General features: G+C 60.6%; 24 protein-coding genes, 5 tRNA genes and 1 pseudogene. 19 read left to right on the plus strand and 11 right to left on the minus strand.

Going from position 1 to position 24,367, the window contains the following annotated elements; genetic code table 11:
* Positions 1 to 9 precede the first annotated feature (9 nt).
* The 5 genes from clpB to U5A08_RS04085 all read left to right on the plus strand — a co-directional run bounded on the left by clpB (position 10) and on the right by U5A08_RS04085 (position 3,293).
* A complete protein-coding gene (clpB, locus tag U5A08_RS04065; protein WP_253393349.1) occupies positions 10 to 2,574 on the plus strand; it encodes an ATP-dependent chaperone ClpB in 2,565 nt (854 codons plus the stop codon).
* A gap of 304 nt (positions 2,575 to 2,878) precedes the next feature.
* Positions 2,879 to 2,954: transfer RNA gene (locus U5A08_RS04070), tRNA-Asn, on the plus strand.
* Positions 2,955 to 2,964: 10 nt separating this feature from the next.
* A tRNA-Pro gene (locus tag U5A08_RS04075) sits at positions 2,965 to 3,041 on the plus strand.
* A 5-nt stretch (positions 3,042 to 3,046) separates the two neighbouring features.
* A tRNA-Lys gene (locus U5A08_RS04080) sits at positions 3,047 to 3,122 on the plus strand.
* 94 nt (positions 3,123 to 3,216) lie between these two features.
* Positions 3,217 to 3,293: transfer RNA gene (locus U5A08_RS04085), tRNA-Pro, on the plus strand.
* A gap of 171 nt (positions 3,294 to 3,464) precedes the next feature.
* Here U5A08_RS04085 and U5A08_RS04090 read toward each other — a convergent pair.
* From U5A08_RS04090 to U5A08_RS04105, 4 genes are all read right to left on the minus strand, one after another.
* On the minus strand, positions 3,465 to 4,763 hold the full coding sequence (locus tag U5A08_RS04090) for an NAD(P)/FAD-dependent oxidoreductase (protein ID WP_253393350.1): 1,299 nt from the start codon (positions 4,761 to 4,763) through the stop codon (positions 3,465 to 3,467).
* 60 nt (positions 4,764 to 4,823) lie between these two features.
* Positions 4,824 to 4,997 carry a DUF3094 family protein gene (locus U5A08_RS04095; protein WP_016976295.1) on the minus strand — a complete coding sequence of 58 codons (174 nt, stop codon included), beginning with the start codon at positions 4,995 to 4,997 and terminating at the stop codon, positions 4,824 to 4,826.
* A gap of 90 nt (positions 4,998 to 5,087) precedes the next feature.
* Positions 5,088 to 5,717 (minus strand): DUF1780 domain-containing protein, encoded by a 630-nt coding sequence (locus U5A08_RS04100; protein ID WP_017845475.1) that lies wholly within the window; start codon positions 5,715 to 5,717, stop codon positions 5,088 to 5,090.
* Between the two features lie 163 nt (positions 5,718 to 5,880).
* Positions 5,881 to 6,783 carry a GntR family transcriptional regulator gene (locus tag U5A08_RS04105; RefSeq protein WP_321850445.1) on the minus strand — a complete coding sequence of 301 codons (903 nt, stop codon included), beginning with the start codon at positions 6,781 to 6,783 and terminating at the stop codon, positions 5,881 to 5,883.
* A gap of 169 nt (positions 6,784 to 6,952) precedes the next feature.
* Between U5A08_RS04105 and U5A08_RS04110 the strand changes: the two genes are divergently transcribed.
* The 4 genes from U5A08_RS04110 (at position 6,953) to U5A08_RS04125 (ending at position 9,401) form a co-directional block, all read left to right on the plus strand.
* Entirely contained in the window at positions 6,953 to 7,702 is a 750-nt protein-coding gene (locus U5A08_RS04110) for a hydroxypyruvate isomerase family protein (RefSeq protein ID WP_253393352.1), read from the plus strand.
* Between the two features lie 253 nt (positions 7,703 to 7,955).
* On the plus strand, positions 7,956 to 8,423 hold the full coding sequence (locus U5A08_RS04115; RefSeq protein WP_321850447.1) for an FAD/FMN-containing dehydrogenase: 468 nt from the start codon (positions 7,956 to 7,958) through the stop codon (positions 8,421 to 8,423).
* Positions 8,420 to 9,109, plus strand: a complete 690-nt coding sequence (locus tag U5A08_RS04120) for an energy-coupling factor ABC transporter permease (protein ID WP_253393354.1) — start codon at positions 8,420 to 8,422, stop codon at positions 9,107 to 9,109. The genes U5A08_RS04115 and U5A08_RS04120 overlap by 4 nt, the downstream gene beginning before the upstream one ends.
* Positions 9,110 to 9,185: 76 nt before the next feature.
* Positions 9,186 to 9,401 carry a hypothetical protein gene (locus U5A08_RS04125; protein WP_247396658.1) on the plus strand — a complete coding sequence of 72 codons (216 nt, stop codon included), beginning with the start codon at positions 9,186 to 9,188 and terminating at the stop codon, positions 9,399 to 9,401.
* Here U5A08_RS04125 and yacG read toward each other — a convergent pair.
* Genes yacG through U5A08_RS04145 form a run of 4 tightly spaced genes read right to left on the minus strand, consistent with a single transcriptional unit; the run spans position 9,398 to position 12,286 of the window.
* Positions 9,398 to 9,598: a DNA gyrase inhibitor YacG gene (yacG, locus tag U5A08_RS04130; RefSeq protein ID WP_253393355.1), complete on the minus strand. Its 201-nt coding sequence runs from the start codon at positions 9,596 to 9,598 to the stop codon at positions 9,398 to 9,400. The genes U5A08_RS04125 and yacG overlap by 4 nt on opposite strands.
* Positions 9,595 to 10,218, minus strand: a complete 624-nt coding sequence (gene coaE / locus U5A08_RS04135; protein ID WP_253393356.1) for a dephospho-CoA kinase — start codon at positions 10,216 to 10,218, stop codon at positions 9,595 to 9,597. The genes yacG and coaE overlap by 4 nt, the downstream gene beginning before the upstream one ends.
* Positions 10,215 to 11,081 carry a prepilin peptidase gene (locus U5A08_RS04140; protein WP_321850449.1) on the minus strand — a complete coding sequence of 289 codons (867 nt, stop codon included), beginning with the start codon at positions 11,079 to 11,081 and terminating at the stop codon, positions 10,215 to 10,217. The genes coaE and U5A08_RS04140 overlap by 4 nt, the downstream gene beginning before the upstream one ends.
* Positions 11,078 to 12,286, minus strand: coding sequence for a type II secretion system F family protein (locus tag U5A08_RS04145; RefSeq protein WP_321850450.1), 1,209 nt, complete (start codon positions 12,284 to 12,286; stop codon positions 11,078 to 11,080). Before U5A08_RS04145 ends, U5A08_RS04140 begins: the two co-directional genes overlap by 4 nt.
* A gap of 201 nt (positions 12,287 to 12,487) precedes the next feature.
* Between U5A08_RS04145 and U5A08_RS04150 the strand changes: the two genes are divergently transcribed.
* The 4 genes from U5A08_RS04150 to U5A08_RS04165 all read left to right on the plus strand — a co-directional run bounded on the left by U5A08_RS04150 (position 12,488) and on the right by U5A08_RS04165 (position 14,900).
* A complete protein-coding gene (locus tag U5A08_RS04150) occupies positions 12,488 to 12,901 on the plus strand; it encodes a pilin (RefSeq protein ID WP_321852171.1) in 414 nt (137 codons plus the stop codon).
* A 35-nt stretch (positions 12,902 to 12,936) separates the two neighbouring features.
* Entirely contained in the window at positions 12,937 to 14,346 is a 1,410-nt protein-coding gene (locus U5A08_RS04155) for an O-antigen ligase family protein (protein WP_321850451.1), read from the plus strand.
* 39 nt (positions 14,347 to 14,385) lie between these two features.
* Positions 14,386 to 14,461: transfer RNA gene (locus tag U5A08_RS04160), tRNA-Thr, on the plus strand.
* A 133-nt stretch (positions 14,462 to 14,594) separates the two neighbouring features.
* Entirely contained in the window at positions 14,595 to 14,900 is a 306-nt protein-coding gene (locus U5A08_RS04165; RefSeq protein WP_253393360.1) for a DUF6388 family protein, read from the plus strand.
* A gap of 43 nt (positions 14,901 to 14,943) precedes the next feature.
* Here U5A08_RS04165 and nadC read toward each other — a convergent pair whose 3' ends face one another.
* A complete protein-coding gene (gene nadC / locus U5A08_RS04170) occupies positions 14,944 to 15,792 on the minus strand; it encodes a carboxylating nicotinate-nucleotide diphosphorylase (RefSeq protein WP_321850453.1) in 849 nt (282 codons plus the stop codon).
* Positions 15,793 to 16,036: 244 nt separating this feature from the next.
* Here nadC and U5A08_RS04175 point away from each other — a divergent pair, with 244 nt between their 5' ends.
* The 6 genes and pseudogenes from U5A08_RS04175 to U5A08_RS04195 all read left to right on the plus strand — a co-directional run bounded on the left by U5A08_RS04175 (position 16,037) and on the right by U5A08_RS04195 (position 22,394).
* Positions 16,037 to 18,187, plus strand: a complete 2,151-nt coding sequence (locus U5A08_RS04175; protein ID WP_321850455.1) for a DUF1631 domain-containing protein — start codon at positions 16,037 to 16,039, stop codon at positions 18,185 to 18,187.
* A 61-nt stretch (positions 18,188 to 18,248) separates the two neighbouring features.
* A complete protein-coding gene (gene ampD, locus U5A08_RS04180; protein ID WP_321850457.1) occupies positions 18,249 to 18,812 on the plus strand; it encodes a 1,6-anhydro-N-acetylmuramyl-L-alanine amidase AmpD in 564 nt (187 codons plus the stop codon).
* A complete protein-coding gene (gene ampE, locus U5A08_RS04185; RefSeq protein ID WP_321850458.1) occupies positions 18,809 to 19,645 on the plus strand; it encodes a regulatory signaling modulator protein AmpE in 837 nt (278 codons plus the stop codon). The genes ampD and ampE overlap by 4 nt, the downstream gene beginning before the upstream one ends.
* A 1,138-nt stretch (positions 19,646 to 20,783) precedes the next feature.
* Positions 20,784 to 20,981, plus strand: a pseudogene (locus U5A08_RS29800) (HAMP domain-containing protein); the annotation flags it as partial.
* 153 nt (positions 20,982 to 21,134) lie between these two features.
* Complete coding sequence (locus U5A08_RS29805) at positions 21,135 to 21,839, plus strand: methyl-accepting chemotaxis protein (protein ID WP_425262669.1); 705 nt, start codon at positions 21,135 to 21,137, stop codon at positions 21,837 to 21,839.
* Between the two features lie 126 nt (positions 21,840 to 21,965).
* Positions 21,966 to 22,394: a hypothetical protein gene (locus U5A08_RS04195; protein ID WP_253393366.1), complete on the plus strand. Its 429-nt coding sequence runs from the start codon at positions 21,966 to 21,968 to the stop codon at positions 22,392 to 22,394.
* Here U5A08_RS04195 and U5A08_RS04200 read toward each other — a convergent pair.
* Both U5A08_RS04200 and cra read right to left on the minus strand, forming a co-directional pair.
* Positions 22,341 to 23,117 (minus strand): TatD family hydrolase, encoded by a 777-nt coding sequence (locus U5A08_RS04200; RefSeq protein WP_253393367.1) that lies wholly within the window; start codon positions 23,115 to 23,117, stop codon positions 22,341 to 22,343. The genes U5A08_RS04195 and U5A08_RS04200 overlap by 54 nt on opposite strands.
* Positions 23,118 to 23,119: 2 nt before the next feature.
* Positions 23,120 to 24,115, minus strand: a complete 996-nt coding sequence (cra, locus tag U5A08_RS04205; RefSeq protein ID WP_321850462.1) for a catabolite repressor/activator — start codon at positions 24,113 to 24,115, stop codon at positions 23,120 to 23,122.
* Positions 24,116 to 24,367 lie beyond the last annotated feature (252 nt).

The following is a 24,367-nucleotide window of genomic DNA, read 5'->3' on the forward strand; positions in this document are numbered from 1 at the left end:
AGGTGACTAATGCGTATTGATCGTTTAACCAGTAAATTGCAATTGGCCTTATCTGACTCCCAATCCCTGGCGGTCGGCCTCGACCACCCGGCCATTGAGCCTGCACACTTGATGCAGGCGCTCTTGGAACAGCAAGGTGGTTCTATCAAGCCCTTGCTGATGCAGGTGGGCTTCGACGTCAACAGCCTGCGCAAGGAGTTGAGCAAAGAGCTCGACCAACTGCCGAAAATCCAGAATCCTACCGGCGACGTGAATATGTCCCAGGATTTGGCGCGCCTGCTCAATCAAGCGGACCGTCTGGCCCAGCAGAAGGGCGACCAGTTCATCTCCAGCGAGCTGGTGCTGCTCGCCGCCATGGACGAAAACAGCAAGCTCGGCAAATTGTTGCTGGGCCAGGGCGTGAGCAAAAAAGCCCTGGAAAACGCCATCAACAACCTGCGTGGCGGCGAAGCGGTGAACGACCCCAACCACGAGGAGTCGCGCCAGGCCCTGGATAAATACACTGTCGACCTGACCAAGCGTGCCGAAGAAGGCAAGCTTGACCCGGTGATCGGCCGTGACGACGAAATTCGTCGCACCATCCAGGTTCTGCAGCGTCGCACCAAGAACAACCCCGTGCTGATCGGTGAGCCAGGCGTGGGTAAAACCGCGATCGCAGAGGGCTTGGCCCAGCGCATCATCAACGGTGAAGTACCGGACGGCCTGAAAGGCAAGCGCTTGCTGTCGCTGGACATGGGATCGCTGATCGCCGGCGCCAAATTCCGTGGCGAGTTCGAAGAGCGCCTCAAGTCCCTGCTTAACGAGCTGTCGAAGCAGGAAGGGCAGATCATTCTGTTTATCGACGAGCTGCACACCATGGTCGGCGCCGGTAAAGGCGAAGGCTCGATGGACGCTGGCAACATGCTCAAGCCTGCCTTGGCGCGGGGCGAGTTGCACTGTGTGGGTGCAACTACGCTCAACGAATACCGCCAGTACATCGAGAAGGATGCGGCCCTAGAGCGGCGTTTCCAGAAAGTGTTGGTGGAAGAGCCGAGCGAAGAAGACACCATCGCGATCCTGCGGGGCCTGAAAGAACGCTATGAGGTTCACCATAAGGTGGCGATCACTGACGGCGCGATCATTGCGGCGGCCAAATTGAGCCATCGCTATATCACCGACCGGCAACTGCCCGACAAAGCCATCGACCTGATCGACGAAGCGGCCAGCCGTATCCGTATGGAGATCGACTCCAAGCCGGAAGTGCTCGACCGTCTGGATCGGCGCCTGATTCAACTGAAAGTCGAATCCCAGGCGCTGAAAAAAGAAGAGGACGAAGCGGCGAAAAAACGCCTGGAAAAACTCCAGGAGGAAATCCTTCGTCTGGAACGCGAGTATTCGGACCTCGAAGAAATCTGGAACGCGGAAAAAGCCGAAGTGCAGGGTTCGGCGCAGATCCAGCAAAAGATCGAGCAGTCGCGCCAGGAGCTGGAAGCCGCACGCCGTAAGGGCGACCTGAACCGCATGGCCGAGTTGCAGTACGGGGTGATCCCGGACCTGGAGCGCAGCCTGCAGATGGTCGACCAGCATGGTCACAGCGAGAACCAATTGCTGCGCAGCAAGGTGACCGAGGAAGAAATTGCCGAGGTCGTCTCGAAGTGGACCGGTATCCCCGTGTCGAAAATGCTCGAAGGTGAGCGCGACAAGCTGATGAAGATGGAAAGCCTGTTGCACCAGCGCGTGATCGGCCAGGAAGAGGCGGTGGTGGCAGTGTCCAACGCGGTGCGGCGTTCCCGTGCCGGGTTGTCCGATCCGAATCGTCCGAGTGGCTCGTTCATGTTCCTCGGCCCGACCGGTGTGGGTAAGACCGAGCTGTGCAAGGCCTTGGCCGAGTTCCTCTTCGATACCGAAGAGGCCATGGTACGGATCGATATGTCCGAGTTCATGGAGAAACATTCCGTGGCTCGCCTGATCGGGGCGCCACCGGGCTACGTAGGCTACGAGGAAGGCGGTTACCTGACCGAAGCGGTACGGCGCAAGCCTTACTCGGTGATCCTGCTGGATGAGGTCGAGAAGGCCCACCCGGATGTGTTCAACATCTTGCTGCAGGTGCTGGAAGACGGCCGGTTGACGGACAGCCACGGGCGTACTGTGGATTTCCGCAACACGGTGATCGTGATGACCTCCAACCTGGGGTCGGTGCAGATCCAGGAACTGGTGGGCGATCGTGAAGCGCAGCGCGCCGCGGTGATGGATGCGCTGACCACGCACTTCCGCCCGGAATTCATCAACCGGGTCGATGAAGTGGTGATCTTCGAGCCGTTGGCACGGGATCAGATTGCGGGTATCACCGAGATCCAGTTGGGCCGCCTGCGCAGCCGTCTGGCCGAGCGCGAGCTGTCGCTGGAGCTGAGCCGCGAGGCGTTGGACAAGCTGATCGCAGTCGGTTACGACCCGGTGTATGGCGCACGGCCATTGAAGCGTGCGATTCAGCGCTGGATCGAAAACCCGCTGGCCCAGTTGATTCTGTCGGGCAGCTTTATGCCAGGCACCAGCGTCAAGGCCACGGTGGAGAACGACGAAATCGTCTTCCACTGAGTCCAGTCAGTAGGGCTATAAAGTGAAGGCCTCGCATTGCGAGGCCTTTTTTTTCGATAGGGCGTTGAACTGTAAGGCAAAGGCTTGTAAAGTGCGCCCCGCAGCATCGTCAGCCCACGGGTTTCTTCTCCCCAAGAAGAAATCAGAAAGAAGCGCAAATCATTGTCTTAAAAGCAATTTAAGGGGTTGACAGGGGTTTTTAAGATTGTAGAATAGCGCGCCTCAGAGACGCTAACGTAGCGATACGGAAGGGTCGAAGAGAAGGTTACATCGCAGTAAAAGTTGTACATTTGAAATGTGTAGTTCCGTGATAGCTCAGTCGGTAGAGCAAATGACTGTTAATCATTGGGTCCCAGGTTCGAGTCCTGGTCACGGAGCCAATTTCAAAACCGGGGTATAGCGCAGTCCGGTAGCGCGCCTGCTTTGGGAGCAGGATGTCAGGAGTTCGAATCCCCTTACCCCGACCATTTTTGGGTCGTTAGCTCAGTTGGTAGAGCAGTTGGCTTTTAACCAATTGGTCGTAGGTTCGAATCCCACACGACCCACCATTTTTGAAACCAGTTAACGCTGGAATCAGATCTTAAGATCAGCGGCCAAAAGCTCTGATCGAAGAAGGCGGCTGAGAGGTCGCCTTTTTTTTACCGGGGTATAGCGCAGTCCGGTAGCGCGCCTGCTTTGGGAGCAGGATGTCAGGAGTTCGAATCCCCTTACCCCGACCATATTAAAAATCCTCGTATCGAAAGATACGGGGATTTTTTTTGTGCCCAAAACGTGAGAGCACTGAAAATCAAATGTGGGAGGGGGCTTGCCCCCGATAGCGGTGGGTCAGTCAAAGATGCTCCAACTGCTCCGCTTTCGGGAGCAAGCCCCCTCCCACATGGACTGCGTGTTTAGTGAAGTTTGAGCCGCGGCTCAGTTCCGCGCCCAATCCTGCTGCCCAGCATCAGCATCGCCGTGCGGAAGACGCCATACAGCGCCATTTGGTGCATGCGGTACAGCGACACATAGAACATCCGCGCCAGCCAGCCCTCCAGCATCACGCTGCCTGTCAGGTTGCCCATCAAGTTACCCACCGCCGAGAAACGCGACAGCGAGATCAGCGAGCCATAGTCGGTGTACTTGTACGACGGCAGGTCCTTGCCGTCGATCCGCAGTTTCAACGATTTGGCCAGCAATGAAGCCTGCTGGTGCGCAGCCTGGGCCCGTGGCGGTACGTTGCGGTCGGTGCCGGGTTGCGGGCAGGCGGCGCAGTCACCGAAGGCGAAGATGTTTTCATCGCGGGTGGTTTGCAGCGTCGGCAGTACCTGCAGTTGATTGATGCGGTTGGTTTCCAGACCGTCGATGTCCTTGAGGAAGCCCGGCGCGCGGATGCCGGCGGCCCACACTTTCAGGCTGGCCGGGATCACTTGGCCGCTGCTGGTGATCAATGCGTCGGCCGTCACTTCGCTGACCGCGGAGTTGGTCAGCACCGTCACGCCGAGCTTCTCGAGGGTTTTATGCACAGGCCCGCCGATCCGCTCCGGCAGGGCAGGCAATACCCGTGGGCCGGCTTCGATCAGGGTGATGTGCATGTTTTCCGGTTTGATCCGGTCCAGGCCATAGGCCGCCAGTTCATGGGCGGCGTTATGCAGTTCGGCCGCCAGCTCAACCCCGGTGGCGCCGGCACCGACGATGGCGACGCTGATTTTTTCCACCGCGTCGGTTTGCCCGGCATGGGCGCGCAGATAGTGATTGAGCAGTTGCTGATGGAAGCGCTCCGCCTGTTTGCGCGTGTCGAGGAACAGGCAGTGTTGTGCCGCGCCTTCGGTGCCGAAATCGTTGGTGGTACTGCCGACTGCGATCACCAGGCTGTCGTAGTCGAGCACGCGTGCAGGCACCAGTTCGCGGCCTTCTTCGTCGAGGGTCGCGGCCAGTTGGATTTTCTTCTGTTCACGGTCGAGCCCGCTCATGCGACCCAGTTGGAACTCGAAGTGGTTCCATTTCGCCTGGGCGACATAATTGAGTTCGTCTTCCGAAGAGTTCAGCGAACCGGCGGCCACTTCGTGTAGCAGCGGTTTCCAGATATGAGTCAGGTTGGTGTCCACCAGCGTGATGCTGGCGCTGCCGCGCTTGCCCAGAGTGTTACCCAGGCGGGTAGCCAACTCCAGGCCGCCGGCACCGCCGCCGACGACAATAATACGATGGGTCATGGGGATATCTCGCAAGGCTAAAAAAAATCGGAGCAGTTACCCCCGCGAGCGCCAGGCTGCTCATAGCGTCAGGTAACTCAAAAGGCGGCTCAGCAGGCCGAGCCCGATCACCACCACCAGCACCACACCAAGGAGCAGCCACGGCCGGAAAGGCTTGCGCTCGACTCGGTTCTGGGAGAGTTGCAGGTACTCTTCGACATGCTGTTGGTCGTCGGGGTTCAGGCGGCTGGTCATATAAGGCCTCGTCAGGTAGACGTTGCAAAAGGGCGCCACATTACAGTCAGGCGGTTGGCGATATCGCCATAAGCGTAGCCTGTGCCCGAGTCATAGGCTGATGCCTACGTCGAACACGATGCTGCGCCCCAGATTGTTGCGCAAGAAATCCGGCGCGTCCGGGTGGGCGAACAGCACCCGGGCAAACGTCGGCCCCACCAGCGACAGCGAGCGCCAGCCCTGGCGCAGGTATTCAGTGGGCGGCGGGAAATGACTGTTGAGGTCCAGCACCTCGCGCTTGAGGCTGGCGAAGGCGACGATATCCAGCTCGCCCAGGTCCATCCCGCGTTCCTTATAGTTGTGCGCTTTTTTGCGCAGGGTCGGCGCCAGGCGCAGCAGGAATTCATGGGCCGGAATCCGCCGTGGCTTGGCTTCGCGCCTGACCAGTTGGCTGAGGGAGAACGCACTGCGTCGGCGCAGCAATTCGTCGCGCCATTCATCGTTCAGGCGGCGTCCCTCGTCCAGCACGAAAAACACCTCGAAACTGGCGTCACGAAACAGCACGTCCGGCGGTTCTTGCCCGGCGGCATGAAACTCTTCGGCGCGGTACGGCACGTTCAGGCCTTGCAGCAGGCGCTGGCAGACCCAGCGCTCACGCTCCCATTTGCGGGCATTGGACAGGAACGCATTGGCTTGTTCGGCTGCTACGGTGAGCAGGCGCAAATAATCTGAGTCATCCATGCGTGCAGCTTAGCGCCCAAATGTGATCTTAAAAACAAACTCTATCGCGAAAGGAGAAAGTCTACTGGTCGCCATTTTGTATCCTGTTGTCATGGGAAACAATCATGCTAAGCTGATGCACGAATTTCAGAGCGCGCGCTCCTATCAACGTCAGCGGTGTTCTCTAGATCCCATCATTGTTTGGCAGGATGCCCTGATGAGTTTTGAGTCGGCCCACTTCGTCCAGGTGCCTCCAGAGAAATTGCGCGGCTTCTTCGCGGCGGCCGGACTCGATGAGGTCGAGCAGATGGATGTGTTCCTGACATTGCGTCACAAGGCGACTGCGATCGATATTCGCTTTGTAGCCCATGAAGCGCCGGAGCTGGTTCTGCTGGCGCAGGGCATCAATGAAAAAGACATTCCCCGAGCACTGCACGATCAGTTCGTGAAACTGGGCGCCGATCTGGAACAGTTGGGCACGGGACAGCGTGTTGATCCCCCCATCAATCAGGGCCTGTTGCTGCTGCCTGGCGCTGGCAAACGCGGCTTGGTTTACCTGATAGCCGGGTTCGAGCAGGGCGGCCGGCTCGATAGCCATGCGAAAGCGGTAGCTCTGGATGTGAGCCTTCGTGTTATGCACGAAGTCTTTGAGCTCCCATCCTTGCCCCGGTTTGCGCTCCACCATGGCTTCGCCAGCCAGTCTGTTCAACACCTTGAGCAATTGCCCTCGGGGCACTTCGTAACGCCGCAACAGCTGCGCTTCGAAAAAGTGGCTAGGTATTTCGCCAGCCAAAATGTCGTCGACTACGCGAAGATAAAAGTCTTCGAAAGGGTCGCTGGCGAGAGGGAATGCGGATGCCTGGATCTCCCCGGCGTCTTGTTTCAGAAAGTAGCCGCGATTGGGCTCTTGGGTCGCAAGATTCCACTCGGCAAGCAAGGCAAACACTCGTCGGATAGGCGAGCGCGAAACACCCAGCGCTTGCGCGAACGTATGCTCGCGCAAGGGCTCACCGGCCCGCATCGACCGGGCGCGAACCATGTCGATGACCTGCGGTGCCAACTGCAAGGCAAGGTCTTTCTTGATCACAGGCTCTCTCTCGAATGGTCGGCGTCAGTCTGTTCCTATCGGGGCCGGCCCCCCAATCGAACTGGGGTGGGAAAATACCATACCAAGCAGCGCCGAGTGTCTGCGCCATAGGCGCAGGCACGTGTTGAACAACCTTTTGAAGCTCCTTTCCAGGACGGATACCTGCCCTATGCTTAAATTCAACGCTCACCTTGGCTTTCAATTCAATGAATTGCCATTCCTGCAACGCATCGAAGCCGCCGCCGCTGCTGGTTTTCGCGCGGTTGAATTCCCGTCGCCTTATGCGTTCGACGCGAGCCTGCTTGCAGATCATTTGGCGCAACACAACCTGCCGTTGATTCAATTTGCTGCGCCGACCGGCGTGACCAAAGGCATCGCGGCGTTGCATGGCAAGGAAGATGATTTTCGCAGCGGCTTGCTCCAGGCCGCCAGCTATGCAAAGGCACTGGCATGTTCGGACGTCCACATCATGTCGGGCGTTACCACTCAGGATGACGCCGCGCTCGTGTACGGCGGAAACCTGGAATACGCGGTGAAATACCTTGAAGACCAGGGTTTGCGTCCACTGATCGAAGTCATCTGCGTGCAGGAAATGCCGGGCTATTACATGTCCGACTTCAGCAAGGCGCAGCTAGTCCTGGAGACTTTCCCGAGTGTCGGGCTGATTCTTGATCTGTACCACGCCCAGCTCCTGACGGGAGACGCGGCTGATGTCCTGGCTCGTTTTTACGAGCGAACCGTTCATGTGCAAATCGCCGACTGTCCGGGTCGTCACCAGCCGGGGACGGGGAGCATGGACGTCTGCGCCTTGTTCACTGCACTAGAGCAACGCGGTTATCAGGGATGGATCGGCTGTGAATACCGGCCTACCGGCCTCACGGTTGAAAGCCTGGATTGGATCAAGCGGTTCAGTGCTTAGTTAGCGACGCGTAGAAGACACGACTAAAGGCGGCGAGTGTGTCCTCTTGCCGCCTGCGTTGTCGTTGTATCGGAATACGTTGATCGACTTTTCCATGCCAGATATCACTGGGAGTGCAGAGGTTCGGGCCGTCATCATTGAACATATAGTGACTGCTACCGTTTTCCCACATCCATTCAGGCCGTAGAAAGTCCCTGCGCTAAAGCCCGGTGTAGACTGTCGACTCGACTTTCTCCCAAGCATGAGGTGTGCAGTGAAGTTTTTCGCAGTGCTGTTGTTGAGCCTGTTGCCCGTGTGGGCCCAGGCGGTAGAAGTGGGTGAGCGTGTGGCACCCTGGACGCTGCTGGATCAGTTCGACCAGGCTTACACCCTGGATGACCAGGCACAGATCCTGTTGGTGGCCCGCGGCATGGATGCCGCCAAGCTGGTGGACGCGGCCCTGCAGGGCCAGCCCAAAGGCTATCTTGAAGCGCGGCATGGGGTGTTTGTCGCGGATATCCAGCGTATGCCTCGGCTGGTCGCCAAGCTGTTCGCGGTGCCGGCCATGAAGTCCTACAACTACCGAGTCATGCTGGACCGGGACGCACGCATCGCTCCGCGATATCCCGCGCCGGTGGATAAGGTGCTGTGGCTGCAATTGGATAACGGCAAACTGACAGCACGCCACGAGTACGGCTCTGCTGCTGAGCTGCGTGAGGCACTGGAGCAGGTGAAACCGTGATCAGTGCGGCGGTGCTGGCGCCGCAAACCCTCAGCATCGGCTGGCTGTTGTACGCGCCAGTGCTGCTATGGGCGATCCTGCGTTCGCCATGGGTCGAGCTGTTTGCTGACCGGCGGCGTCAGCACTTGCTGTTCGGTACGGTGTTTGCGTTATTCATGTTGTGGTTGGTGAGGCGCGACTTCGATACGGGGGTCTCCTACCACTTTATCGGTATGACGGCCGTGACCCTGCTGCTCGACTGGCCGCTGGCAATCGTCGGCGGTTTTGCCGCGCAACTGGGCTTGCTGTTACTGGGCCGCCAGGACCTGGCTGCGATGGGTATCAACGGTCTGCTGTTGATCGTGCTGCCGGTGCTGGTCACTGAAACCTGCGCGGTGTTTGTCGAGCGGGCACAACCGCGCAACCCTTTCGTCTACATCTTCTGTTCCGGTTTTTTCGCCGCCGCATTGTCGGCGTTGCTCTGCCTGTTGGCTGGGCTGGGGTTGCTGTGGTTCGACGGGCGTTTCGCGATGCCGGAATGGCTCGAGGATTTTGTCGGCTACCTGTGGCTGATCATCTTTCCCGAGGCCTTCATCAACGGCATGGTGATCAGCGCCCTGGTGGTGTTTTGCCCGGAATGGCTGGAGACATTCAACCGCACTCGCTACCTCTCGGCGCCCTGGAAAGATGACGATTCGCAGACTTGACCCAGATCAAATCGCGCCCAGCTTGGCTGGCCCATGCTTTGTGAAACTTTTCCTGAGCAAGACGGGAGCGCGGATCATGAGTGTGTATGAATGGGCACGTCAGGAGTTGCACAGAAGCCAGGACGCGGCACAAGAAATCGGTTTTGACCCAGGCTTGACCTTGCGCGCGATGCTCAGCGCGGTGGTGCAGCAGAGCAAGGGTGTACGTAGTTTCGAAGACTTGGCCGACGAGCTGCAATACCTTGCAGAGAACCTCGACGACCAGCAGGAATATGCCTTTATGCGGCCTTAATGGCGCGGTGGCAGTTCTTCGGAAAACAGCTCGTCTTCGGCGTCCTGAGTCACGGGGATCTTATGTTCCTCCGCGGCCCAGGCCCCCAGGTCGATGAGTTTGCAACGGTCCGAGCAGAACGGCCGGTTGAGGTTGGTCGCTTTCCATTCCACGGGTGCGCCGCAGGTTGGGCATTCGACGGTCAAGGGTTGGCTCATGATCGGCCTCCACGCAAAGTAAGGTAAAAGTGGTGCAGTCGCTCGACCTCGCTGTGCAACCAGGCGAGGTCGCGGTCATTGACCAGCACGTCATCGGCATGGCTCAGGCGGTCTTCGCGGCTGGACTGGGCCTTGAGTATCGCCTGCACCTGTTGTTCGCTGATGCCGTCGCGCTGCAGGGTACGCTGAATCTGCACGGATTGCGGCACGTCGATCACCAGGATGCGCTGGGTCATGCGGTACTGGCCGGATTCGATCAGCAGCGGCGACACCAGGATCGCGTAAGGCGAGCGCGCTCGCGCCAGGTGGTTGCGAATCTCCTCGCCAATCAACGGGTGCAGCAAGGCTTCCAGCCAGCGGCGCTCTTGCGGCACTTCAAAGATCAGCTTGCGCAATGCGGCGCGGTCCAACTGGCCGTCGGGCTGCAGCACGCCGGCACCGAAGTGTTCGACAATACTGGCGAGTGCCGGCCGGCCAGGCTCGACCACCCAGCGGGCGGCGTGATCGGCATCTACCAGGTCTACGCCGAGGTCGCTGAAGTGCTGGGCCGCAGCGCTTTTTCCGCTGCCGATGCCGCCCGTAAGGCCAAGAATCCAGGGTGTTGCAACAGGAGTGGTCATCTGAAACCGACAGACTGCAAATAGAAGTCGGTTATTTGACCACCCCAGAGCACGGCAATCCAGCCGGCAATTGCCAGATAGGGACCAAACGGCATCGGCGCGGAGGTCTGGGTCTTGCTCCGGCGCAGCAGGATCAGCCCGCCGCACACGCCCACCAGCGATGAGATCAGCAACGTCATCGGCAGGATTTGCCAGCCGCCCCAGGCGCCGAGCAGCGCCAACAACTTGAAGTCGCCGTAGCCCATGCCGTCCTTGCCGGTGGCCAGCTTGAACAGCCAGAACACCGTCCACAGGCTCATGTACCCGATCACCGCGCCCCACAGTGCGTCGGGCAGGGGCACCAGCAACCCGATACTGTTAAGCATCAGCCCCAGCCACAACAGCGGCAGGACCAGCACGTCGGGCAGCAGTTGGTGGTCCACGTCGATCAAGCTCATTGCCAGTAAGCCCCAGCTCAACAGCATCACCGCGCCGGCTTGCCAGCCAAAGCCGAAATGCCAGGCCACCACGGCCGAGATCACTGCGCACGCCAGTTCGGTAAAGGGATAACGCGCGCTGATCGCTTCGCGGCAATGCGTACAACGGCCCCGGAGCATCAGGTAGCTGAGCAGCGGGATGTTTTCCCAGGGCCGAATCGGCTGATTGCAATGCGGGCAGCAGGAATTGGGCTGCATCAGGTTGTATCTCGGCCCGACGGGATCGCCGGGCAAACCGAGCACCTCATGGGCCTGCGCGCGCCATTCGCGTTCGAGCATTTTCGGCAGGCGCCACACCAGCACGTTGAGGAAACTGCCCACGATCAGGCCCAGCACCAGAGCCATGACGACAAAGGCCCACGGCTGCTGGCTCAGCAGCAGGTTCAAAATGCCGTACCGAGTTGGAAGACCGGCAGGTACAGGGCGATTACCAAGGCGCCGACAATCCCTCCGAGCACCACCATGATCAGCGGTTCCATCAGGCTGGTGAGGTGGTCGACCAGATTGTCGACGTCAGACTCGTAGTGGCTCGCGACCTTTTCCAGCATGTGCTCCAGGGTGCCGGATTCTTCACCAATCGCCGTCATCTGGATCGCCATGCCGGGAAACAGGCCGCTGGAGGCCATGGATCGGTTCAACGGCATGCCTGTGGATACATCGTGACGCATATGCTCGATAGCCTGTTTGAATAGCTGGTTGCCGGCAGCGGCGGCCACTGAGTCCAGGGCCTGCACCAACGGCACTCCGGCCGCGAACGTAGTCGAAAGCGTGCGGGCGTAGCGGGCGACTGCCGACTTTTTCAGCAGTGTGCCTGCCAGGGGCGCTTTCAACAAACCGGCATCCAGCCAATGGCGAAAACCGGGCGATGCGCGATAGGCCTGGCGCACCCCGAAACCTCCCGCGCCGAGGCTGAGCGCCAGCATCCACCAGGCTTGTTGCAGGAACTCGGACAAGGCAATCACATGCAGGGTAAAACCGGGCAGCTTGCTGTCGACTCCGGCGAACAGGTTCTGGAACTGCGGCACCACATGGATCAGCAAGAGACTGCTGACAAGGCTGGCGACGGCGATGACGGCGATGGGGTAGGTCATGGCTTTCTTGATCCTGGCCTTGAGCCGTTCGCTCTTTTCCAGGTGAACCGCCACTCGCTCCAACAGGGTTTCCAGGGCGCCGGCCTGCTCACCCGCGGCCACCAGGTTGCAGTACAAGTCATTGAAGTAACGCGGCTGTTTGCGCAATGCCGACGCCAGGTTATTGCCGGCGCCGATCTCCTGTTTCAAGCCATTTACCAGCTTGCACATGTGGCGGTTGTCGAAGCCTTCGCTGATGACGTCGAAGGCTTGCAGTAACGGAATGCCGGCCTTCAGCAGCGTCGCCAACTGGCGGGTGAACAGGGCAATATCCGCCGGTTTGATCGGTGGAGTGAGGCTCGGCAGGCCGCGAGATTGCTTGCGCACGCGGCCTGGGCAAATCCCTTGCTGGCGCAGTTGTGCCTTGATCAGCGCGAGGTCGTGGCCGATGGCTTGCCCGCTCACCCTGCGTCCCTGGCGGTTGATGCCTTCCCAGGCGTATGTCATGGAAGCGTTGTTCATGTCTCTGTTCCGCACACAGGTTGTCGAATCTTTATAGCGTAGTCAGGTGACGGATTCGGACTGCTCGGCGTTCAACGATAAAATGTCAGATTGTGCGTCTTGTACGCGATTGGCCGCTCGCGGGTGAGTACACTGGCGCGGCTGCACAATACGGGGCGCAGGACGCGCCTTGTCATGGGTTTTATTCTGGAGAGCAATGTGATGCGTCAGAAAGGTTTTACTTTGATCGAGTTGTTGATCGTCGTGGCAATCATCGGCATTTTGGCCACCATTGGCTTGCCCATGTACACCACGCACCAGGCCAAGGCCAAGTTCACGGCGGGGTTGGCTGAAATCACGGCGTTGAAAGCCGGCTATGAGGATGTATTCAACCAAGGCACGCCGCCTACCGTGCCATTGATCGGTGGCACCAGCCCGACGGCCAACTGCAAAATCGATGTGACTGGGGATGTCGCCACCGGCGCCGGTTCCATCGGTTGCGAAATACTCGACGCCCCGGCACCGGTACTGGGCAAGACCATCACCCTGACGCGCAGCGCCACCGCCGGCTGGAAATGCACCACGACGGCAGAGGCCAAGTACGCCGCCAAAGGGTGTGGCGCCGACGGGGCATGACTGCCAAACCCTCCACACGGACGTAAAGGTGGCTGATGTCGTTATCCCCGCAGCAGCGCGACACTACTTTCCTGGTGATTGCGGCGTGCTTGCTCACGCTGGGTATCTGCGCACCGTTCAGCGGGCATGATTGGCAGCGCGCGATGCAGGTGGCCATGGGCCTGTGTGCGGTGGTGTATGGGCTGACGGTCGTTCCCGTCGAGCGTCTGGTGGACCGGCCGACGGCGCTGGGCCTGGCGCTGATCGTTGTGCTGGGCCTGGTGTCATCGGCACTGGCCCATCAGCCGCTCTGGGCCTTCACTGAGGTTGCGCTGTTCATCAGTTGTGGGGCGATCGCCGTCGCGGTTGCCCTGCTGCGCCGGCACGCGGGTGAGCCTTTGGACCGCGTGCTGATCCTGATTGTGCTGCTGCTGTGCCTGATCAAGTCGATCCAATACCTGTACGCAGGCGCGCTCGCTTTCACCAGTGGCGCGCGGGTTGTTGATCCGGATGCGCTGCTGTCCGGGTTTTCCAACAAGCGTTTCTACGGTCAATTCCAGACCTTCACCCTGCCGTTGCTGGCGCTGCCCTTGCTGATGCCCAAGGTCTCCCGCTCGGTGCGCGGCGCGGTGTTTGCGTTGCTGTGTATCTGGTGGTTGATTGCGATCAGCGGCGGTACTCGTGGTACCTGGCTCGGCATGGCGGTGGCGGGTGTGGCGTTGGCACTGCTCGGGCCCTGGGGGCGACGCTGGTTGGCGTGGCAATTGGCCGCGGTGTGCGGCGGCTTGTTGCTGTATGGGACGTTTTTCACGTTGTTGGCGGGCGTGCTGGGCGTTGAGGTCGGGAGTGGCGTCAGCGATCGCCTCACCACTTCGCTGTCGGGGCGTGGCCCGATCTGGTTGCAGGCCTGGCACATGATCGTCGAGCGTCCGTGGCTGGGGTTTGGGCCGATGCACTTCGCGGATATCGCCAACCCGATCGCCGCACATCCGCACCAGGCGATCCTGCAATGGGCCAGCGAGTGGGGTGTCCCATCGGCCCTGTGCGTGGCTGTTTTGGCGTGGCGCGGCGGCTGGGCCACCCTCGGCGTACTGCGGGCGCGTGCCTGTTCCACAGCGCGTGCGGACGTGCTGCGTGGGTGCCTGTTCGCGGCGTTGCTCGGTGCGCTCACGCAAGCGATGGTCGACGGCGTCATCGTGATGCCCAACTCGCAGGTCTGGTTGGCGCTGGTGGTGGGCTGGTTGATGGCACTGCACGTGTGGCGCGCCGCACCTGGCGCGTCGCTGCCATGGGCCTGGCGAGGGTGGCGAGTGGCGGGTGTGCTGTCCGTTGGGTTGCTGGTGTGGGTCGTGATGCGTGATGCGCCGCACATCGAGCAAGCCCAGCAAGATTATCTTGAGGACGGCAACCAGCACCTGCAGCCGCGCTTCTGGGCTCAAGGGGTGATTGCCCTGCGACGTCAGTGAGTTGCCGGACGCCCGATGCGGTGCTAGCTTTAGCCAACCGCCCGTGTAGCTCAGCCGGTAGAGCAGCGCACTCGTAACGCGAAGGTCGCAGGTTCGATTCCTGTCTCGGGCACCAAGGCAACACCGTTTTCAGATGATCCCAGAATGGTTCTGAAGGCCAGGCGAGTCGGCATTCGTGCCCGCTCTTTTGTATCTGCGCAACCTTGATGACCCAGATGCATCCCCATTCCTAGATCTAAGAGAACAACATGACCACGACTGAAATGACCCAAGAAGTTCGGCACCAAGCAGCCCTCGACAAATACCTCGGGGAATCGTCGCAACTTAAAGAAGAGATCAAGGACCTGAGCGCTGATGATCAGCGCGACCAGATTCAGTGGGCATTCGAGGACGAGGCCGAGAGTCAGGGCCTTCAGCCATGGGAGCTGACCCTCAAGTACACCTCGACCGCGGACGAGTTCGAAGCCGCACGGCTGGTCTTGCACAAAGAGGCGGCTGAAGTGCTCGGCGTCGAATGGGAAGAGTATTGCGAGATGAATAACCTGGTGGTCTGAACGGCTGTTGCGGGAGCCGGCAACCCGGCTCCTGCAACGAGCTTCAGAGGCTGAGGCGCATCGACAAGTCCACCGCCTTCACATCCTTGGTCATCGCGCCGATGGAGATGTAGTCCACCCCGGTTTCAGCGATGGGCAGCAGGGTTTTTTCGTTGATCCCGCCGCTGGCTTCCAGCTTGGCCTTGCCGCCGTTCAGGCGCACGGCTTCATGCATGTCGTCCAGGCTCAGTTCGTCGAGCATGATGATATCGGCGCCCGCCGCCAACGCTTCGCGTAATTCGTCCAGGCTTTCCACTTCGACTTCCACCGGCTTGCCCGGGGCGATCTTGTGCGCGGCCGAAATCGCCTGGGCAATGCCACCACAGGCGGCGATATGGTTTTCCTTGATCAGGAACGCGTCATACAAACCGATGCGATGGTTGTGGCAACCGCCGCAGGTCACGGCGTATTTCTGCGCCAGGCGCAGGCCCGGTAGTGTCTTGCGTGTGTCCAGCAGCTTGACCTGAGTGCTCGCGACGAAATCCGCCAGGTACTGGGCGCGCGTGGCCACGCCGGAGAGCATCTGCAGAAAGTTCAGTGCGCTGCGTTCGCCGCTGAGCAGCGAACGTGCCGGGCCTTCGAGGTGAAACAGTGCCTGGTTGGGGCTGACGCGTTCACCGTCGGCCACCTGCCAATGCACTGCGACTTGTGGGTCCAGTTGGCGGAACACCGCGTCCACCCAGGCCGTGCCGGCGATCACAGCCGCATCGCGGGTAATGATCGTGGCCTTGGCCAGCCGTTCGGCCGGGATCAATTGCGCGGTGATGTCGCCGCTGCCGATGTCTTCCAGCAGTGCGCGGCGCACGTTGGCTTCGATTTCGGCGGTGAGGTCGGCAAGACGGAGATTCGGCATAACAGGCTCCACAAACAAAGTGCGGCGATTATAGGGGCAGTGTGCGTTTGAACCCAGTGGCCTGCTCATTTACATCGTTATGACAGAGTTCACTGGCGCAACTCCCCTCATTTGCAAGATAATCTCGCGCCTTGCAATTGGCGTCATAGCTTTGACGTCCTGGTGAACACCGGGTATACGCAGTGCCCAGAGGGGCCTGTCGCCGATCTTTGCCCAACCCACACCGCGGTTTCAGGAGGCCAGGATGCACAATGATGGAAAGGTGGTGCCGATCAATAAGGCACAGACCGCGCCATCGCCGCTCGCGCGGCTGCCGGTGGTGTTGCTGCAGGTTCGCGACAAGGCTGCGCAGCAACTGCAACAAGGTCTGCAGGAGCTGTTCGATAACGCTGACGACAGCCTGTTCGAAATGGCCGACAAGGCTCGTAACAACGTCGACCATCCTATTTTCTTTGAAGCCATGCGCGACCTGCGGCTCAAGCGCAAGAATTTCGAACGCGTGTTCATGGAGCAGCTCTTCAAGGCCTTCGCTAACCTGGGCGTGGCGCGGTGCAGTGAGCTGCAGATGGTGCCGGTGGTGTCCTACGAGGCGGTCTCGGGCACTTCACGTGATGATCTGGAAAAAAAACTGGCGCTGGACGCCATGCTCGGGCGGGTACGGCAACGCGACGGCCTGGCCCTGGAGCAACTGACTGCTCGTCTGAGTGCCTTGCTGGGCAGGTACATGGATGACCGTGAGAACCCCCTGGGCCCGGCGCGGTTGTGCGAATTCTTTCTGCGCGCGGGACGCAGCCTGGGCGTGGAGATTCGCGTCAAACTGATCATGCTCAAACTTTTTGAGAAATACGTGCTCAGCGACGCCGACCACCTGTACGCAGACGCCAATCAGTTGCTGGTCGCTACGGGCGTACTGCCTGAACTCAAGGTGGTGCCGGCCCGCCGCCCCGGTGGGCGCGTGGTGCGCGAGCATCAGCGTTCAGAGCGCTTGCCGGCGGCGGATCAACCGGTCGATGAAAACGGCCAGCACGCCTTTGCCGAACTGCGGGAACTGCTGGCGGCTGTGCGGGGCAGCGTAGCGCCCACCCTGGAAGCCAGCGCCGAGCTCCAGCCCATCGCCACCCGCGACCTACTGCGCCTGCTGTCCCATTTGCAGCAATACGTGCCGGAGCCGGGCGTCGAGGATGACTTCGATCTGCGCAACCAACTGAAGCAACTGCTGACGCGTGTCAGCGTCAAGAGCGGTAAATCCAGAATCGTGGAAGCGTGCGACGAAGACGTGATCAATCTGGTCGCGCTGTTGTTCGAATTTATCCTCCATGACCACGCCGTCCCGCACGCCTTCAAGGCCTTGATCGCCCGCCTGCAGATCCCGATGCTGAAACTGGCGGTGCTGGACAAGAGCCTTTTCAGCCGCGCCAGCCATCCGGCGCGGCGGCTGCTCAACGAAATCGGCAGCGCCGCCATCGGTTGGAGCCCGGCTGAGGATTCTTCGCGTGACGGCGTGTACCTGCGCATCGAGCAGGTGGTGCAGCGTCTGCTGAATGACTTTGCCGAAGATCCGGCGATTTTTTCCGAACTGCTGTCGGAGTTCTCCGCGTTTACCGCTGACGAGCGCCGGCGCAGTGCGTTGCTCGAACAGCACACCCGCGACGCCGAGGCCGCACGCCTGCGTACCGACGCTGCCCGCCAGCGCGTGGCCGACGTGCTGAACCGGCGCTTGCTGGGCAAGGTCCTGCCACGGGCGGTGGTGCAGTTTGTGCAGCAGGCCTGGAGCCAGGTGCTGTTGCTGGCCAGTCTCAAGCACGGCGAGCAATCGGTGCAGTGGCAGACGGAGTTGCGCACCCTCGACGAGTTGATCTGGAGCGTGAGTCTGCGGGACGACACCGAGGCCGGGCGGCATTTGCTGGCGCAGTTGCCGGGTTTGCTCAAGGCGTTGCGCAACGGTTTGACCGGCGCGGCGTTCGATCCCTTCAGCACCCGTGAGTTCTTTGTTCGGTTGCAGGCCCTGCATGTTCAGGCGTTCGCAGGTATCGAGACGTTGATCGAGGTGCGTGAGCCCTTCGTATTTGACCCAGGCTTGCCCGATGCTGCGCAAGACCTGGCGGCGGATGACCCGGACTTGCTCAAAGCGCGCCAATTGCGCATCGGCGTTTGGCTGGAGTTAGAGGAATCCCCGGAAACCATCCTGCGCTGCAAACTGAACACGATCATGGCGCCGGCCGATCGCTATGTTTTCGTCAACCGCAGCGGGCTCAAGGTGCTTGAGCACAGCGCCGGCCAACTGGCCCAGGCGTTCAAGCGTGGCGCGCTGCGTATCCTGGACGATGCCCCGCTGTTCGAGCGTGCGCTGGCGACGGTGACGGGTAACCTGAGTCAATTCAATCGCGGCAAGTGATCGCAACCACAGGGCTGAACGCGGCATACTGGCCACAATTGGTCACACTCAAGGAACCTGTATGCAGTTGGACCCCGTCAGCGGTTGGTGCCAGGGTGTTCGTCATTGCCCTTCGCCCAACTTCAACGAGCGACCCGCAGGCGAAGTTTCGCTGTTGGTGGTGCATAACATCAGCCTGCCGCCGGCGCAGTTCGCCACCGGCAAGGTGCAGGAATTTTTCCAGAATCGCCTGGATGTCACGGAACATCCTTACTATGAAGGGATTGTTGACCTACGCGTGTCAGCGCATTTTCTGATTGAGCGCGACGGAGTGGTGACGCAGTTTGTGTCCTGCCTCGACCGCGCCTGGCACGCCGGGGTTTCCAGCTTCGAGGGGCGCGAAACGTGCAATGACTTTTCCCTGGGGATCGAACTGGAAGGCACGGATGACCTGCCATTTACCGATGCCCAATATGCGTCACTGATCGACCTGACACGTCAGTTGCTGGCGACTTACCCGGGCATCACCCGTCAGCGCATTTGTGGTCACAGCGATATCGCCCCGGGGCGCAAGACCGATCCCGGGCCCGCTTTTGATTGGGTGCGCTTTCGTAGCGCCCTGCAGGATGGAGAACACGCACAATGAGTTTCCTGGTATTGGTGCTGGCGGTCTGGATCGAGAAGTTCTCGGCCTTGCGCCAAAAATTGCAGCGCGACGGCGGATGGCTGCGCGAACTGGCGAGATTGGAATCGAGCCCGCGCCTCGGCAAACAGCCCTGGTTGATTCTGGCGCTGCTGGTGTTGCTGCCGGTGGCCGTGCTGGCTTTGTTGCTGCTGGTGCTGGAACCCGTGGCATACGGCCTGTTGGCGCTGCCGGTACACCTGCTGGTGCTGATCTACAGCCTGGGGCGCGGTGATCTGCTGGCGGGGCTCGGCCCATTCCGCGATGCCTGGCGGCGCGGCGACCTGCAAGCCGCCGAGCATGTGGCCGAGCGTGACCTGAAGGTCGGTGCCGACAGTGGCGAGCAATTGCTGGAGCGTGTTCAGGGGCATCTCTTGTGGCAAGCCTTCCAGAGCTTTTTTGCGGTGATTTTCTGGTATTTCCTGTTGGGCCCGGTCGCGGCCTTGGCCTATCGCCTGCTGGCGTTGGCCAGTGAACACAGCCAGAACCCCCTGGTGGTCGAGCGTGCCGGGCAACTGCGGCATGCCTTTGACTGGTTGCCGGTGCGCTTGCTGGCGGCCAGTTTTGCCTTGGTGGGCAACTTTGTCGCGGTCAGCCGTGTGATGCTCCACGAGTTGTTGAGCTGGGACATCAGTGCCGCGCAACTGGTGGAAAAAGTCGGCTTGGTGGCCGCTGAAATCCCGCCACCGGTGGTGGGTGCCGACGGCATCAACAGCCTGGATCGCCTGTGGGAACTGCTGCTGCGCGCGGCGGTGCTGTGGTATGCCGGTTTCGCCATCTGGACCGTGTTGCCCTAGCGCTCACGGTCAATCCCTGTGGGAGCAAGCCTGCTCCCACAGCTCGTTAACTTTACGTTACAAAACTCCCTTTCGATTTGAGCTATACAAGCAGAGCGCCAAATAGTGGCTATCTGCCGCCGCCCTGCGCCTCAAATAAAAATAATAGGAAGGGAGTTCACCTGTGAAGAGCTTGCTCTATCCCGCCGTCGCGCTGATGAACCGCCTGAGCTTCGGCATGAAGTTCAGTTTGATCAGCGTGTTGTTCCTGCTGCCGATGCTGGCGACCAACTATTTCCTGGTGCGCGACTCCTGGCGTGAGTTCCAGGGCACTCGCATCGAACTGCAAAGCCTGGATTTGCTCGGCAGCAGCCTGGCCTTGCGCCGTGACCTGGAAACCCTCAACAACCAGGTGCAGATCAACGCGACCCTCGGCCAAGCCGGCAAGGCGGGCGATCTGGAAAGCAGCATCAATACCCTGGAACACAGCGTGCTGGCGCGCCTGCAAGACCTGCGCGCGATGGCCACCGACCCCGAACAAGTCGCCGCGTTCGACGCCAAGCGCGACGAGCTGGTCGCCGCCTTCAAGGCCCAGCAACAGGAGTCGTCGCTGCTGAGCAAAAGTGCGCTGATCGGCAAGTTGCTGAACAAGGCGCAGATGCTCAGCCAGATCATCGCCAGCCAATCCGGCTTGAGCCGCGACCCGCAGAGCGATCTACGCCAGCTCAGCGAGCTGATCACCAGCGTCACCCCGCAGGTCACTCAGACCTTGGGCGAAGGGCGCGCAATGGGCGCGTACTCCCTCGGCCAGGGTTTTCTCAACTCGTCCTCCAGCACGCGTTTCGACGAGCTGTTGCAGCAGTTGGAAAAACTCCAGGCCGAATACGGCTTGAAGCTGCAGGACGCCCTGGGTTCCAGCAAACCTGCCCACGCGGCGCTCGACAGCCTGGCCAAGGCCAGCAACGCGAGCCTCAAACAAGGCAGTGAACTGTTTGAAGAGCAGGTGGTGATGGCCGAGACCCTCGACGCACCGTGGCAGCGCTTCTACGAAGACGTGAGTCAGTTGATGGCCCAGACCTACCAGCTCAATGAGGCCACCCTGGGTTTTCTCGGACAGCAGTTGGAACAACGGCTGACGCAAAACCGCACGCACATGCTGATGCTGGTGTCGGCCCTGGCGGCGGTGTTTTTGCTGATTTTTTATCTGTACGCCGGTTTCTATGCCTCGACGCGCACGACGTTGCGGCGCCTGGGGGCGATGATGGACAAGGTGGCGGCGGGCGATATGACGGTCACGTTTGTCGCCCAAAGCCGCGACGAGTTGGGCGACCTGGGCCAAGTGTTCAATGGCACCGTGGCCAAGATCCACGACCTGATCGAGCGCGTCGGGCACACTGTCAGCCAGGTCGAATTGCAGGCCGGCCAGGTCGAGGCAGTCTCGGCCCGAAGCAACCAGGCGGTATCCGGGCAGCGCAGCCAGATCGAACAGGTGGCGACGGCCATGAACCAGATGTCCTCCACCGCCCAGGAAGTCGCACGCAGCGCGGCGGCGGCGGTCAGCAGCGCCCATAGCGTCAACGATGAAACCGTCAGCGGCCGTGGCCTGGTACAGTCCCAGCAAGGCAGCATTGCGCGGTTGGCGTCGGAGATCGACGAGTCGGTACGCGTGATCAATCAACTGGCCACCGACAGCCAATCCATCAGCAGTGTGCTGGAAGTGATCAAGAGCATCGCCGAGCAAACCAACCTGCTGGCGCTCAACGCTGCGATCGAAGCAGCCCGCGCCGGGGAGCAGGGCCGGGGGTTTGCGGTGGTGGCCGATGAAGTGCGCACGTTGGCCCGGCGCACCCAGCACTCCACCGAAGAGATCGAGCAGATGATCAGTCGACTGCACAGCGGTGTGGGCGCGGCGGTCAAGGCCATGGGCACCAGCCATGCCATGGCTGAAGGCACGGTGGGTCAGTCGGAAAAGGTCCAGCAGGCCCTGGAGAATATTCTTGGCGCCGTTGGCATGATCGTGGATCAGAACCAGCAGATTGCCGCCGCCGTGGAGCAGCAAACCGCTGTCGCCCACGATATTGACCGCAACATCGTCGAAATCAACCGCGCCGGCGAACATGCGGCCGACGGCGCGCATCAGACCGAAGCGGCCAGCCGGCAGTTGTCGCAGCAGGTGATCGAGCTGAAGCAACTGATCGGCGCGTTTCGGGTGTAGGGCTGATTAGTAGGATTTTTCCTCTATTGTCGTAGCGTTTGTCTTGATTTTGCGACGTATCTTTTCTCGCGGCGTGAATGGGTGAAAATTTGTTTCATCTGGTCACAGTCCCAAGGAGGCACGGCGATGATCGCTGCATTCGGTATAAGAGGGCACTGCGCCCGATGCGACATGACGTTTGAACTCAAGCCTTGGCAGTTGAACGCGATTGCCATCGACGAACCGTTCGAGTGCGCGTATTGCCAGTCGGGCCTGCAGTTGCGGTGTCGCAAACAGCAGCGTCAATTTCGCGCCCTGGACCAGTGGGCGCTGGTGCGCCCGAGCATGATCATCCTGACCTGCGCGACCTTGCTGGTGGCACTGGTGGCAGAGTGGGTGGGTTTGCTCAGTATGATCGAGCAGCTCAACCTTTCGCTGGTGGCGGTGCTGATCCATTTCCTGGTGTTGCGCTATGCCCGCCATCGGCAACGTATGACCCTGGACCTGCAGGCCGTCAGCCCGCTACCAATTGAACAGCTCGCACGCGTTGCGTGTACTCGCCTGCGCCAGCGATAACGGGCTCAGGCCCATGTGCTCGGCCAGCGCGGCGCAGATCTCGGGCAGGTGTTCCGGGCTGTTGCGCTGGCCGGGGTGCATGACGGGCGCCATGTCCGGCGCATCGGTTTCCAGCACCACGGCCTCCAGAGGCAATTGCGCGAGTACTTTGTGCATGCGCAGCGCCTGCGGCCAGGTAGCGGCGCCACCCAGGCCCAACTTGAAACCCAGCTTGATGTACTCACGCGCTTCTTCGCGGCTGCCGGCGAAGGCATGGATGATGCCGCCCCGTGGCAGGCGGATGCGCTTGAGGGTGGCGATCACGGCGGCATGGCTGCGGCGCACGTGCAGCAGGGCCGGCAGTTGGAAATCCACGGCCAGCTTGAGTTGGGCTTCGAACAGTTGCTGCTGGCGTTCGCGGTCGAGGTGTTCGAGGAAGTAATCCAGGCCGATCTCGCCCACCGCGCACAATTGCCGGTGGCCCCGCAGGCGGGTCAGCCAGTCGCCCAGGGCCGTCAGGTCGGCGGGGCGATGCTCGTCGAGGTACACCGGGTGCAGGCCGAAAGCTGCGAACAAGCCTTCATCGTCTTGCACCAGATCCCACAGCCGTTGCCAATTCTGCTGATACACCCCCAACACCACCATGCGCTGCACACCGAGTTGGCGGCTGTGCGCGAGGACTTGCCGGCGATCGTTGTCGAAGTCCGGGAAGTCCAGGTGGGTGTGGGTGTCGATCAGCTCCACGCTCACACCTCGTGAATACGCTGCTTGAAGGTGCGGCCGATGGCGTTCACGCCGGGTTGATACTGCTGTTCTTCAATCGCGGCGAGGGCCAGGCGCAGCGCGGTGTCGGCGATCAGTTGATGTTGCTGGGCCATGGCATTGACCGGCAGCGGCAGGAAATCCAGCAACTGGGTATCGCCGAACGTGCCCAGGCGCAGCGGTCGCGACTTGAGCGGGAAGTCATGCAGTGCGTCGAACACGCCTTGCAGCAGCACGTAGGACGTGGTCACCAGCGCGTCAGGCAAATGCCCCAGGCGCTGCAGCAATTGCTCCATCAGTTGCCGGCCGCAGTCGCGGCTGAACGCTTCGCCGTGTTCAACGATCACTTCACCGCCAAACCCTTGCAGCGCTTCACGGAAACCGGCGGCGCGCGCCTGGCTGATGCTCAGCTCGGGCCGCGCACCGATCAGCGCGATCTGCTTGGGCAACGGTTGCAGCAGGCTGCTGGTCAGTTGCTGGCAGGCCTGGCGGTCGTCGCTGACCACCGAGCAGAATTGCGCGGGGTCCATCTCGCGGTCGATGGCGATGACCGGCAAACCCTTGGCTTGCAGCTCGCGATAACTGTCATCGCTGGCCGGCAGGCAACTGGCAACGAACAGCGCGTCGCAGCGTCGGGCGCGGAACAGTTGCAGCAACTGGCGCTCGCTATCGGCGTCGTCGTCGGAGCTGGCGATCAGCAATTGATAGCCGCGCGCGCGCGCGCCCTGTTCCAACAACTTGGCAATCCGTGCGTAACTGGGGTTTTCCAGGTCCGGCAGGATGAAACCCAAGGTGCGCGTATGCCGACTGCGCAGCCCGGCAGCCTGAGGGTTGGGGGTGAAGCCATGGGCTTGGACCACCGCACGCACACGCTCGACGGTTGCGCTGCTGATGCGTTGCTGTTCGGCTTTGCCATTGATGACATAGCTGGCGGTGGTCACGGACACACCGGCGAGACGGGCGATATCACTGAGTTTCAAACCGGGATTTCCTTGTTTTTTAGAGCTTGCCCCGACAGTTTGTCCAATCGTAACCGATTACTGCAGACGACCAATGTCTCAGCTCAGGTGCCGAGAGGGTCTTCAAGGATGCGCAATTAACGCGTAATCTGCCATGCATTCTAGATTAAACGTTTCAGCAAGCGTATTTTTGCGATGTTCGCCACTGAGTGATTACTGCCAAGCGACTGCTCAGTCAGTTTATGCGTGAACGACTTTAGACTGATTTATTCA

The sequence above is a fragment of the Pseudomonas paraveronii genome, from assembly GCF_963681955.1.
Classification (GTDB): Bacteria; Pseudomonadota; Gammaproteobacteria; order Pseudomonadales; family Pseudomonadaceae; genus Aquipseudomonas; species Aquipseudomonas paraveronii.